The organism is Aminobacter carboxidus, assembly GCF_014863355.1.
GTDB lineage: Bacteria > Pseudomonadota > Alphaproteobacteria > Rhizobiales > Rhizobiaceae > Aminobacter > Aminobacter carboxidus.
In genome coordinates, this window is sequence record NZ_JACZEP010000007.1 from 63572 (window position 1) to 76486 (window position 12915).

10 protein-coding genes are annotated in these 12915 nt (G+C 63.2%); 6 read left to right on the forward strand and 4 right to left on the reverse strand.

Annotated elements, in window-relative coordinates; all coding sequences use genetic code 11:
• Nucleotides 1–51: 51 nt before the first annotated feature.
• Nucleotides 52–1431 carry an aspartate aminotransferase family protein gene (locus IHE39_RS20685; protein WP_192567810.1) on the reverse strand — a complete coding sequence of 460 codons (1380 nt, stop codon included), beginning with the start codon at nucleotides 1429–1431 and terminating at the stop codon, nucleotides 52–54.
• 317 nt (nucleotides 1432–1748) lie between these two features.
• On the opposite strand from IHE39_RS20685, the gene IHE39_RS20690 reads away from it, so the two are divergent.
• Nucleotides 1749–2126: a COG4315 family predicted lipoprotein gene (locus IHE39_RS20690; RefSeq protein ID WP_184767344.1), complete on the forward strand. Its 378-nt coding sequence runs from the start codon at nucleotides 1749–1751 to the stop codon at nucleotides 2124–2126.
• Nucleotides 2127–2169: 43 nt separating this feature from the next.
• Here the strand turns inward: IHE39_RS20690 and IHE39_RS20695 are convergent, their stop codons facing one another.
• Nucleotides 2170–3348 carry an MFS transporter gene (locus IHE39_RS20695; protein WP_192567972.1) on the reverse strand — a complete coding sequence of 393 codons (1179 nt, stop codon included), beginning with the start codon at nucleotides 3346–3348 and terminating at the stop codon, nucleotides 2170–2172.
• 213 nt (nucleotides 3349–3561) lie between these two features.
• Here IHE39_RS20695 and IHE39_RS20700 point away from each other — a divergent pair, with 213 nt between their 5' ends.
• From IHE39_RS20700 to IHE39_RS20715, 4 genes are all read left to right on the forward strand, one after another.
• The gene (locus IHE39_RS20700) at nucleotides 3562–5139 is read left to right on the forward strand and encodes a trimethylamine methyltransferase family protein (protein ID WP_192567811.1); all 1578 of its coding nucleotides are present in this window, start codon (nucleotides 3562–3564) and stop codon (nucleotides 5137–5139) included.
• A gap of 11 nt (nucleotides 5140–5150) precedes the next feature.
• Nucleotides 5151–5534, forward strand: coding sequence for a RidA family protein (locus tag IHE39_RS20705; protein ID WP_184767342.1), 384 nt, complete (start codon nucleotides 5151–5153; stop codon nucleotides 5532–5534).
• Nucleotides 5535–5580: 46 nt separating this feature from the next.
• Entirely contained in the window at nucleotides 5581–8154 is a 2574-nt protein-coding gene (locus IHE39_RS20710) for a GcvT family protein (RefSeq protein ID WP_184767341.1), read from the forward strand.
• 234 nt (nucleotides 8155–8388) lie between these two features.
• Nucleotides 8389–9735 carry a M24 family metallopeptidase gene (locus tag IHE39_RS20715; RefSeq protein ID WP_192567812.1) on the forward strand — a complete coding sequence of 449 codons (1347 nt, stop codon included), beginning with the start codon at nucleotides 8389–8391 and terminating at the stop codon, nucleotides 9733–9735.
• A 42-nt stretch (nucleotides 9736–9777) separates the two neighbouring features.
• Here IHE39_RS20715 and IHE39_RS20720 read toward each other — a convergent pair whose 3' ends face one another.
• Nucleotides 9778–10740, reverse strand: a complete 963-nt coding sequence (locus IHE39_RS20720) for a bile acid:sodium symporter (RefSeq protein WP_192567813.1) — start codon at nucleotides 10738–10740, stop codon at nucleotides 9778–9780.
• A gap of 272 nt (nucleotides 10741–11012) precedes the next feature.
• Between IHE39_RS20720 and IHE39_RS20725 the strand changes: the two genes are divergently transcribed.
• Nucleotides 11013–12041, forward strand: coding sequence for a purine-nucleoside phosphorylase (locus IHE39_RS20725; RefSeq protein ID WP_192567814.1), 1029 nt, complete (start codon nucleotides 11013–11015; stop codon nucleotides 12039–12041).
• Nucleotides 12042–12082: 41 nt separating this feature from the next.
• Here IHE39_RS20725 and IHE39_RS20730 read toward each other — a convergent pair whose 3' ends face one another.
• Nucleotides 12083–12889, reverse strand: coding sequence for a phosphate/phosphite/phosphonate ABC transporter substrate-binding protein (locus IHE39_RS20730; RefSeq protein WP_184767337.1), 807 nt, complete (start codon nucleotides 12887–12889; stop codon nucleotides 12083–12085).
• Between the last annotated feature and the right edge of the window lie 26 nt (nucleotides 12890–12915).

The window sequence follows — 12915 nt, forward strand, 5'->3', positions numbered from 1 at the left end:
ATGTCGCTCCAGGGGTGTGCCGGGCAGGACTTCCCACCCGGCAGATTGGCATCAGGCTGTCCTCAAATCGGCTTGTGCAAGGTCGAGCGCCTTCAGGATACGGTCGCAGGCCATGTCGATGGTTGCACGCGTCCAGATCAGCGGCGGCGACAGGATCATCGAGTCGCCGGTTGCGCGCATCATCATGCCGTTGGCTATAGCGTGGTCGCGCACGACGACAGCGGCGCTGCCACCCGGCGAAAAGCGCTGCTTGGTCGCCTTGTCCTTGACGATCTCGATAGCGCCCATCAGGCCGACCGAGCGCACCTCGCCAACGAGGCCATGGCCAGCGATGCGCTCCTTGAGCATCTGGGCGAAATACGGCCCGGTGTCGGTCTTGACCCTTTCAACCAGCCCTTCGCGCTCGATGATCTCGAGGTTTTTCAGCGCCACCGCGCAGGCGACCGGGTGACCGGAATAGGTGTAGCCGTGATAGAACTCGCCGCCCTTGTCGACCAGCGTCGCAGCGATGCGGTCGCCGACCAGAAGTGCCGACAGCGGCTGGTAGCCCGAGGTCAGCGCCTTGGCGGTGGTGATGGTGTCGGCTTCGATGCCAAAAGTCTGAGCCGCGAACCATTCGCCGGTGCGGCCATAGCCGGTGATGACCTCGTCGAGCATCAACAGCACGTCGTATTTGCGGCAGATGCGCTGGATTTCCGGCCAGTAGCTCGCCGGTGGAATCTTGACGCCACCAGCGCCCATGATCGGCTCGCCGATAAAGGCCGCGACATTCTCCGCACCCGCCTCCAGGATCGCATCCTCGACCGACTTTGCGGCACGCAGGCCGAAATCGTGGTCGCTTTCGCCTGCCTGCGCCAGTTCATAGGCATAAGGCATCATCACATGGACGATGTTCGGCACCGCGCCACCGAGTTGGTGATGCATGCCGTCCATGCCGCCGAGCGAGGTGCCGGCGACGGTCGAGCCGTGATAGGCCATCTTGCGCGAAATGATGCGGTTCTTCTCGGGCTTGCCCTCCAGAGCCCAGTAGTGGCGCACCAGCCGCAGCGCCGTGTCGTTGGATTCCGAGCCTGATGAACCGTAGAACACCTGGTTGATGTTGTCAGGCGCGAGTTCCGAAAGCTTCTTGGATAGCAGCACGGGCGTCGGCGTCGAGCATTTGAAGAAGGAATTGTAGTAGGGCATTTCCTTCATCTGGGCGTAGGCCGCCTCAGCCAGTTCGTCGCGGCCATAGCCGACATTGACGCACCACAGCCCGGCCATGCCGTCGAGCAGTTCCGTCCCTTCCGAATCGTAGATGAATGGACCTTCGGCACGGGTGATCATGCGCGAGCCGACTTCGCGCAGTTCCTTGTGGTCGGTGAACGGGTGGAGATGATGCGCGGCGTCGATCTGCTGAAGCTGCTTCAGCGAATAGTTCTGATAAGTCATTGGCTTGTGCCTTTCTCTTGAATCAATCCGGCAGGCGCCGGGGCGGATTCGAGATCAGGCCGGTGGTGAGTAGCCAATGCGCGCGCAAAGCCGCAGAAGCTCGGTGTGCCGCGTCCGTGGGGATGGCGTCGAAACCGCGCTTGGCAACGGGATATGGGCAACAAATGCGCACATGCCCACACTCTAACCCGGCGTTTCGCCAATCCACAAGCGTCGGAAAATCTTCGCCAGTATCTCATCACGGGAATAGATCGGCGGCGCGAAGCGTTGACTGCCTGTGTGGCCGGCATTTTGCGGCCAACCCAGGGAGAACCATCATGAAGACTGTACTGTCCGCATTCGCCCTCCTGCTTGCGAGCTCAGCCCTCTCCTTCGCCGCCGAACCGGCTATGGTCGCGGAAGGTGCTGGTGGCAAGATGTACACCGACGCCAAAGGCATGACGCTCTATACCTACGACAAGGACAGTGGCGGCAAATCCGCCTGCAACGGCGACTGCGCCGTCAACTGGCCGCCGCTGATGGCTGCAGCCGACGCCAAGGACGAAGGCGAGTGGACGGTCGTCACCCGCGACGACGGCTCCAAGATGTGGGCCTATGAGGGCAAGCCGCTCTACACGTTCATCCAGGACAAGAAGGCCGGCGACGTCACCGGCGAAGGCAAGGGCGGCGTCTGGCACATCGCCAAGGCCGACTGACCTTGCACTGCGCGGCGAGGCCATCCTCGTCGCGCAGCCTGCCTCAGCCCGCTTTGCGCCGCCGTGACGCCGCGCGATAAAAGGCGAAGGCGAGCAGCGTAACGTTCAGGCTCGCCAGTACGGCAGGCAATCCGATCGGCCCGAACGCCTGCATCACCATGCCCGAACTCGGCGGGCCGACAATGCCGCCAAAACCCCACATCAGCGCGAAGGCCGCGTTGCCGGCAACGAGCAGACTGCCGTTGAAACGGTTGCCAAGCTCGACCAGCGCCATGGTGTAGACGCCGTAGCCGACCGCTCCCATCACGACGAGCACAGGCCAGATCAGCGGCGTCTCGATCAGGATCGGCAACAGAACCGAGCAGCTGGCCGTAGCTGCAGCGCAAAACAGGATCATGGCACGCCCACCCACCCGCTCCGCCATCAGGCCGAGCGGAATCTGCAGCAGGATGTTTCCCATCGACAGCGCCGTCAGCATGGCGGCAAGCACGGCCTCCGGCAGGCCATGGCCTGCTCCGAAAACCGGCAGCAACGAATAGGTGCTCTGCTGGTTGGCTGCCGACACCAGAACGGCAAACAACAGCGCCGGCGCAAGTGCTGCAAAGCCGAGCACGCCGCCCTTGGACTGCCCGTCATCTTCGAAGCCGGACAGATCCGACATGATGCGCAGCACAGCCGCGCAGGCTATGAAGCCGACGATTGCCACCACGAACGGCGTCCAGCCTGAAATGCCGACGAAGGTCAGCACCAGCGGACCACTGGCATAACCGATTCCCATCAATGTGTTGAAGACGCCCATGACGCGCCCGCGCCGCGACGGCGGCGCCATCGACAATGCCCACACCTCGCCCAGGATGTAGAGTGGGTTGATCACCACGCCGATCATGAAGCGCACGACAAACCAGGCGAACCAGTCCTGGAGGTAGCCGATCAAAAGGAAGCAGGCGGCTGCCGCGAGTGCACAACCGACAGCAAGGTTTCGCGCCCCAAACAGACGCACCGCCGCAGGCACGAAGGCTGCCGATGCGATCAGGCCCAGCGGCATCATCGCCGCCGACAAGCCGATCATTACCGGCGACATGCCCTGCTTCTGCATCAACAGCGAAAACAGCGGATAGCTCAGCCCCTGTGCTGCACCAAACATCGCAAGTGCGGCGGTGACGCCGACAAGGGGAGCCCACCTGAGCGGCGGCTCGGCGGCGGTGGAAGCAGGAGATGTCAAAGTCGTCACCACGAGAATCGAATGACGGCGATCCTACAGACGAAGCGCCGCATGCCGGATGCCTCACCGCGACGGAGAACGTCGGTCCAGCCTTATCTGCGTACCCACATCTGCAATGTCGTTTCCCTCGCGCTACTTGTCGCCGCCTCCGCAATGAGGCGCACCGCCCCAGTCCATTATGCCCGCGACAATGAAGCTTGCCGTGAGGATTTCATGACCGTGGCCCTGCAAACAGCCGAACAGGCTCCCGCCTCCGATCGCGCTCGTCGCGGCGGCCGTGCCGGCAAGCGCGCCGGCGGCTCCCAGGCCTTCGAGCAGCCGCCGTTCCGCCAGCTCAAGTTACCTTTCACGCCGACCAAGCTGATCTCTGACGATCAGCTTGAATCGATCCACCTGGCATCGCTCAGGGTGCTCAAGGAGATCGGCGTCGACGTGCTGCACGACGAAGCACGCCGCATCATGAAGGCGCATGGCGCCGACGTCCGCGACGGCTCCGAACGCGTGCGCTTTGATTCCGACATGATCCTCGAATTGATCTCGCAGGCGCCGGCCGAATTCACCCTGCATGCCCGCAATCCGGCCCACAATGTGCGCTTCGGCGGCAACAATCTCGTCATTTCGCAGATGGCGTCGGCGCCCAACTGTTCCGATCTCGATCGTGGCCGTCGCCCGGGCAACCAGGCCGACTACCGCAACTTCCTCAAGCTCGCCCAGATGCACAACATCCTGCAGACGACGGGCGGCTATCCGGTCGAGCCAGTGGACATCCACCCCTCGATCCGCCACCTCGAATGCATCCGCGACCTAGCGACGCTGACCGACAAGGTGTTTCACATCTATTCGCTCGGCAAGGAGCGCAACGTCGACGGCATCGAGATTACCCGTATCGCCCGCGGCATTTCCCGCGAGCAGATGATGGCGGAGCCTTCGGTCTACACAATCATCAACACCAACTCGCCGCTGAAGCTCGACGTGCCGATGATGGAAGGCATCATCCAGATGTCGTCGATGGGCCAGGTGGTGATCGTCACGCCGTTCACCCTGTCGGGTGCGATGGCCCCCGTCACCATTGCCGGCGCGCTGGTCCAGCAGAACGCCGAAGCACTTTCCGGCCTCGCCTTCACCCAGATGGTCAAGAAGGGCGCGCCCGTCGGCTATGGCGGCTTCACTTCAAACGTCGATATGAAGTCCGGCGCCCCCGCCTTCGGCACGCCAGAGTACATGAAGGCCCAGCTTGTCGGGGGCCAATTGGCCCGCCGCTACAACATCCCCTACCGGACCTCGAATGTCTGTGCCGCCAATGCGGTCGATGCACAGGCAGCCTATGAGAGCGTGTTTTCCCTGTGGGGCGCGATCCAGGGCGGCGCCAATTTCATTCTTCACGGTGCCGGCTGGCTCGAAGGCGGGCTGCGCTGCTCCTACGAGAAGATGATCCTTGATATCGACATGCTGCAGATGGTGGCCGAGTTCCTGACACCGCTCGACCTCTCCGAAGATGCGCTCGCCATTGACGCCATCCGCGACGTCGGCCCTGGTGGCCATTTCTTCGGCACCCAGCACACCCAGGACCGCTACAAAAACGCGTTCTATTCGCCTGTCATTTCCGACTGGCGCAATTTCGAGACCTGGGCCGAAGCCGGCAGCCCGACCGCGGTGGAAAAGGCAAACCGCGTCTGGAAAGAGCGCCTCGCCTCTTATGATGAGCCCTGGATGGATCCGGCGATCCGCGAGGAGCTCAACGCCTTCGTCGACAAGCGCAAGGCCGAAGGCGGCGCACCGACCGATTTCTGAGGAGATTTCCCATGCACAAACGAGAGATCAACTCGCCCGACGCCCCGATGCCCGCCGGCGGCTACGCCCAGGCGATCGAGGTGACCAACAATTCGCGCACGCTTTACATCAGCGGCCAGATCCCGGTCGCCAAGGATGGCTCGGTACCCGACGATTTCGACAGCCAGTGCTGGCTCGCCTGGCGGAATGTCGAGGCGCAGCTGCATGCCGCAGGCATGAACCTCGACAATCTGGTCAAGGTGACGGTCTTCCTTTCCAGCCGCGCTTATGCCCTCGACAACCGCCGCATCCGCGCCGAAGTGCTCGGCGACCGCAAGATCGCGATGTCGGTCATCATCGCCGGCATCTTCGACGAAGCATGGCTTCTGGAAATCGAAGGCGTGGCGACCGCCTGACCCCTCATCTCCCTGAATCATTTTACGCATAACTGGACATAACCTCATGAAATCCCATGTGAAAGCGGTTGTCATCGGCGGCGGCGTGGTGGGCTGCTCAGTGCTCTACCACCTCGCCCGCGCCGGCTGGACCGACGTCATGCTGATCGAGCGCTCGGAACTCACGTCGGGCTCGTCCTGGCACGCCGCCGGCGGCTTCCACACCCTCAACGGCGACCCCAACGTCGCCAAGCTGCAGGCTTATACGGTGCAGCTCTACAAGGAACTGGAGGAGATTTCCGGCCAGTCCTGCTCGCTGCATCTCACCGGCGGCGTCATGCTCGCCGACAGTCCCGAGCGCATGGACTTCCTGCGCCTGGCGCATGCCAAGGGCCGCTATCTCGGAATGGATACCGAGCTGATCACCCCCTCCGAGGCCAAGAAGATGTTCCCGCTGATGGACGAAAAGCATTTCGTCGGCGCCATGTGGGACCCGGTCGAAGGCCATCTCGATCCTTCCGGCACGACGCACGCCTACGCCAAGGCGGCAAAGAAGCTCGGCGCCGAGATCGTGCTGCGCAACCCGGTCAAGGAGCTGACGCAGGATGCCGACGGCACCTGGAACGTCGTCACCGAGCAGGGCACCGTCAGGGCCGAGCACGTCGTCAACTGCGGTGGCCTGTGGGCCCGCGAAGTCGGCCGCATGGTCGGCGTCGAGCTGCCGGTTCTCGCCATGGAGCACATGTACCTGCTCACCGAGCCGATGCCGGAGGTCGAGGCCTTCAACAAGGAAACCGGCCGCGAGATGATCGGCGTGCTCGATTTCAAGGGCGAGATCTACACGCGCCAGGAGCGCAACGGCATCCTGCTCGGCACCTATGAGAAGGCCTGCAAGCCGTGGTCGCCTGTCAACACGCCGTGGGATTTCGGCCACGAACTGCTCGCGCCCGACCTCGACCGCATCGCGCCGTCGCTGGAGATCGGCTTCCAGCATTTCCCCGGCATCGCCAACGCCGGCATCAAGCAGGTCATCAACGGTCCCTTCACCTTCGCGCCCGACGGCAACCCGCTGGTTGGCCCGGTCCAGGGCCTGACCAATTTCTGGGTCGCATGCGGCGTCATGGCCGGCTTCAGCCAGGGCGGTGGCGTCGGCCTGGCGCTGTCCAACTGGATGGTCGATGGCGACCCGGGCTTCGACGTCTGGGGTATGGATGTCGCGCGCTGGGGCGAATGGGCGAGCCTGCGCTACACCAACGCCAAGGTGCGCGAAAACTACTCGCGGCGCTTCTCGATCCGTTTTCCGAATGAAGAACTGCCCGCCGCCAGGCCGGCCCAGACCACCCCGCTCTACGACACCATGGTCGCCAACAACGCCGTCATGGGCGACAGCTGGGGCCTGGAAACACCGCTGTGGTTCGCGCCTGAGGGAACCGAACCCAAGGACATCGTCTCCTTCCACCGCTCCAACGATTTCGAGCATATCGGCAATGAGGTTCGTACAACGCGCGACCGCGTCGGCGTGACCGAGATCGCCAATTTCGCCAAATACGAAGTGTCGGGCCCGGCATCGGAGGATTTCCTCAACCGGCTGATGACCAACCGCATGCCGAAGAAGGGCCGCATCGTGCTGACGCCGATGCTCAACGAGTTCGGCCGCCTGATCGGCGACTTCACCATCGCCAAGACAGGCAACGACAAGTTCATGATCTGGGGCTCGTCGGCGGCGCAAAAGTATCACATGCGCTGGTTTGAACAGCACCTGCCCAAGGACGGATCGGTGCGCATCCACCGCTTCGACCAGACGCTGGTCGGCCTGTCGATTGCAGGCCCGAAGTCGCAGGCGCTGCTGGCCAAGCTGGTCGACGAGGACGTCTCCAGCAAGGCCTTCCGCTTCATGGATTTTCGCGAGATGGCCGTCGGCGGTGCGCCCTGCATGGTCAACCGCATCACCTATACCGGCGACCTCGGCTACGAGATCTGGATGGCACCTGCCTACCAGCGCCTCGTCTACAAGGCGATCAAGGACGCCGGCGAAGAGTTCGGCATCGTCGATTTCGGCATGAGAGCGCTTTTGTCCATGCGTCTCGAAAAGAACTTCCCGACCTGGTTCCGCGAACTTCGCCCGATCTATGGGCCGTTCGAGGGTTCGATGGAGCGCTTCATCAAGCTCGAAAAGAACGACTTCATCGGCCGCGAGGCAGCCGCCAAGGAGCACGCCGAGGGGCCAAAGCTGCGCCGTGTCTCTTTCTATGTCGATGCGCAGGACGCCGACGTGATGGGCGACGAGCCTATCTGGGCCAAGGTCGGCGCCAAGGACTTCGGCACGATCGAAAAGCCGCACGGCTATGGCGCGCCGCGCTTCGATGAGACAGGCAAGGAAGTGCGCGGTTCGGACGCCGCCACCGGCGCATCCGCCGTGCGCAGCATCGTCGACGGCGACTGGCGTGTGGTCGGCTGGGTGACGTCGGGCGGCTATGCCCATTATGTCCAGAAGTCGATGGCCCAGGGCTACGTGCCGGCAGCGCTTGCCGAAAACGAGGCGGAAGGTCTGTTCGAGATCGAGATCCTCGGCCACCGCCGCCCCGCCCGCATCAATGTCGAGCCGCCCTTTGATCCGAGCGGCGACAAGATGCGGGGGTAGTGTTCACGCGTTGCTGTCGATGATCGGCAATCACCCCCACTCCGTCGCGCTCCGCACGCCACCTCTCCCCCTGCCCGGGGGAGAGGAAAAGAGCTTAGTTCTGCTCGGCGAACCGGAGAGCCCGGACAGACTCGGGTGCGAGCATGGCCGGAGGCCTTCCTCTCCCCCGTCGAACGGGGGAGAGGTGGTTTGCGTAGCAAACCGGAGTGGGGGTCAATCTCACGGCGATCTGCCATGACAGGCACCAACTTCGGCCACCACCGCAAGATCATGCCGTTCGAGCCGGGCTCCGTGGAGGATCTGCGCGAACAAGCCCGCAACAAGGCAGCAGGGCTCAACCAGCACGTTCTCGGCTACGGCTTGCAAGCCGAAGCCGAATGGGCGGCGGCCGGCATCGCGGCGCCCGACATGCCGGCCCTGCGAAAATACCGGCTGGACCGCATCCGCACCGAGCTCGCGCGGCGCGGTTATGCTGGCGCCCTGCTCTACGATCCCGTCAACATCCGCTACGCCACAGACTCGACCAACATGCAGCTGTGGGTCGCGCACAACCCGACCCGTCACTGCTTCGTTGCCACCGACGGCCCGGTGGTGCTGTTCGACTATTTCTCCTGCGAGCACCTGTCCGATCATTCCGGCGTCGTCGACGAGGTTCGCCCGGCAGTGTCGTGGATGTATCTCTACAGCGGCGAATTGACGGAGATGAAGGTCGAGCGCTGGGCGCAAGGCATCGCCGATGTCGTCCGTGAGCATGGCGGCGGCAACAGGCGCATCGCCGTCGACCATCTCGACCATGAGGGCGTCGACGCGCTCGCCCGCCTTGGAATTTCGCCGGGCAATGGCGAGGCGGTGATGGAGACCGCCCGGCTGATCAAGTCGCCTGACGAAATCCTCTGCATGCGCCGCTCGATCGTCGCCTGCGAGGCGGCAGTGGGCGAGATGGAGGCGGCGCTCCGCCCCGGCATTTCCGAGAACGAACTCTGGGCAGAACTGCATCGCGGCAACATCGCCCGGGGCGGCGAATGGATCGAGACCCGTCTTCTGGCCTCAGGCCCGCGCACAAATCCGTGGTTCCAGGAGTGCTCGTCGCGCGTTGTCGAGGCTGGCGATCTCGTCGCGTTCGACACCGACCTTATCGGCCCATACGGCTTTTGCGCCGACCTGTCGCGCACATGGCTGTGCGGCGACGGAGAGCCGACCAATGAGCAGCGCGAACTCTACAGCATCGCCGCCGACCAGATTGCCTGCAACACGGCGCTGCTGAAACCTGGCGTCGGCTTCCGCGAACTGGTGGAGCGCGCGGCGGTGCCGCCGCCGGACTGCTTCCCGGCGCGCTACGGCGTGCTGTTCCACGGCGTCGGCCTGGCCGACGAGTACCCGACCCTGCCCCATGCCGCGGACTGGACAGCCGATACGCCCGATGGCGTGCTTGAACCCGGCATGGTGGTGTGCGTCGAGAGCTACATCGGCCGCCTTGGCGGGCATGAGGGCGTCAAGATCGAGGAGCAGATACTGATCAGCGAGGACGGCCACGAGCAACTCTCAAGCTATCCGCTCGACAAGCGCCTGCTCGGCAAATGAAAACGCCGGGGAGACCCCGGCGTTTTGCACGATGCAGCCGGCTCAGGCCTTATGCGACACCGCTTCGCTCTTCATCTCGCGATCTTCCATCCGCGAAAAGTAGTTGGCGACGAGTGCACCCGAGATGTTGTGCCAGACGCTGAACACCGCACTTGGCACGGCCGCCAGCGGCGAGAAATGCGCGTTTGCAAGCGCTGCACCCAGGCCGCTGTTTTGCATGCCGACTTCGATGGCGATGGCCTTGCGCTTGGCCAGCGAGAGGCCTGCCGCGCGCGCCGCGAAATAGCCGAGCAACAGGCCAAAGCCGTTGTGCAGGACAACGACGGCGAAGATCATCAGTCCCGACTGGGCGATGTTGACCTTGTTCACCGCAACGACCGCCGACACGATCAGCACGATACCGGCGACACTGACCAGCGGCAGCATCGGCTCGGCCGACTTCACCAGTGCTGGTGCAACCTTCTGCAGCACGAAGCCGAGCGCCAGCGGCACCAGGATCACCTTCACGATCGACAGGAACATGCTCATCGCATCGACCGGCAGGTATTGGCTGGCGAACATCCAGACGAGGAACGGCGTGACGATGGGCGCGAGCAGCGTGGTCACGCTGGTGCAGGCAACCGAAAGCGCCACATCGCCCTTGCCGAGATAGGTCATGACGTTGCTGGCCGTACCACCAGGGCAGCAGCCGACGAGGATCACGCCAGCAGCGACTTCCACCGGCATCGGGATGATGGTCGTCAGCAGCACGGCCAGAAGCGGCATGATCAGGAATTGGCCGACAACGCCGATGGCGACGTCGAAGGGACGGCGGGCGACTTCGGCGAAATCCTTGGCCGAGATGGTCAGGCCCATGCCGAACATGATGATGCCCAGCAGCACGACGATCCAAGGGGCGAAAATGCTGAAGGTCGACGGCAACAGGAAGCCGAGCACGGCGAACACGATCACCCAGATGGCGAAGCTGCGGCCGATGAAATTGGAGAATGCGGCAATGGTTTTCACGACGGGTCCTTAGGAGGATTCTTCTTGAGGGGTGAACTTCTGTCGCCACGGACGACATAAAGTTGCGCCCTTTTCCCGCCAAACCGTAAGATTGGCAACCAAATTCAACCACTTGCGACTTTATTGTTATGACGCAAGGTCACTGACCATTCGATCCACTCCCAATTTGATGTGGACAGGACCGTTGGCGAGTGGCTTCCGCGGTCACCTGCTCCGATAGTGCGGATGGCGCTGCAACAGCGCAGATTTCCTTTCACCAGATCGGACCGCATATGACGCATATCCACCGGATTGGCCTTTCAGCCCTCGCCCTTGCCGCCGGCTTTGCCGCGAACGCATCAATTGCGTCGGCACAGCCCCTGGCACCCAAAGTGCTGGTCATTACGATGTTTGGAGGCGAGGCAAAACCTTGGCTCGAGGGCCGCAAGTTTGACACCAAGCTGGCAATCCCAGGCTTCGCCAAGGAGTATCCGGAACTGGCCTGTGACGCCGCCGGCCTGTGCGTCATGACAACAGCAATGGGCTATGCCAATGCGGCAAGCTCGGTTTCCGCCCTCATTTACAGCGGTCTTGTCGATCTCAAGCAGAGCTACATCGTGATCGCCGGTATTGCCGGCGTCGATCCGACCGACGGCACGCTTGGTTCGGCGCATTGGGCGCGTTATGCCGTCGATGCCGGTCTGCGCCACGCAATCGATCCGCGCCAGATTCCCGCCGACTGGCCCGATGGCGTGGTTGGGCTCGGCGCCAAGCGCCCTGGCGAAAAGCCAAGCTGGGGATCGGCAACCGAGGTTTACCAGCTCAACGAGCAGCTTCTGCAAAAGGCATTTGCCCTGACCAGCAGCGTCGAGCTCGCCGACAGCTCCGAAGCAAAAGCCTATCGCGTGGCTTACGCGGCCGCCCCCGGCAACGCGGCCCCTGAAGTCAGCATCTGTGACACGCTGTCCACCGACACCTACTGGCATGGTTCCATGATCGCCAAGAGCATGGGCGACTGGGTGTCCCTGTTGACTGAAGGCAAGGGCAACTACTGCACGACCCAGATGGAGGACAATGCCTCGCTGACCGCATTGCGCCGTGGGGCCGATGCCGGCCTGCTCGACTTCGACCGCATCGCCTTGCTGCGCACTGCATCGAACTTCGACCGCGAACCATCTGGTGTCAGCGCAATCGATTCGCTGAGCGCGAAGTCTGGTGGTTTCGGTCCGGCCGCCATCAACGCCTACCGGGTTGGCGCTGCCTTCGCCGATGCCGTCATCGGCAATTGGGGTGCTTGGGAAAAGGGCGTCCCGGCCAAGTAGGCCACATCAGAAGAGCAGGCGGCTGAGACCGCCTGCTTCGCTCAAAGTCGAGCCAAGGCGGAAAACAGCGGCGCCATGGACACAGCTGGCGAGTTGAGCCCAGTGATGAAGGGCAAGCCCTTGCGCTTGGCCGTCCAGCCGATGACGACGACATCCCGGGCGGCCGGTTCGAAGCGCTGTGCCAGCGCCCAGCTCTGGCAATCGATGGTCGCAACGTCAGCCCGACCCTCTGCGATCGCCAGGATCGACGCGCGATGCCCGCCGCTTTCGATCCGATCGGAGAAAATCCGCAGCCCCTCGCCCAAGCCTGCAAGATCGCGCGAAATGCCAATGAAGCCGGACATCGAGTCGTGGCTGTTGAAGGCAAAGCGCTTGTCGCGGATCAGATCGAGCGGGATGAGCGGCAGTTCGCCTTCAGGCGCATGCGCGTGGTCGGCCGTTACTGCCCCTCGACGGACGACGATGGCGCTGGAATAAAGCTCGCCGCGCCCGCCCTCGACGCCATCATAACTCGGCTGGCCGATCACCCTGACCTGTGCCGCCAGGCCAGTGGTTTCCATCGGTCCCCAGCACGTCTGGCCAAACAGCAGCCTGGGATGCCGCCACAATGTCGGCAGGTCGAACTCGTCTGGAGGTAGTGTCGCCGGATCCGGCGCGATATCAGTGCCTGATGTGTCGCGAATGCCTCCTGACACCGGCGGCAGGTCGGTATTGCGCCTAGCCAGTGCCTCCGGTGCGGGGATGCCGAGTTGAAGCAACGCCGTTCGCAACCTTGCCCATTGCGCGTCGACCTCGCCGCGCATCTCGGGCCAGTCATACATCGGCAGTGCGGCGATGAAGTCGCTCATGGCTTCATTTCAGGCTTGAATGCGGA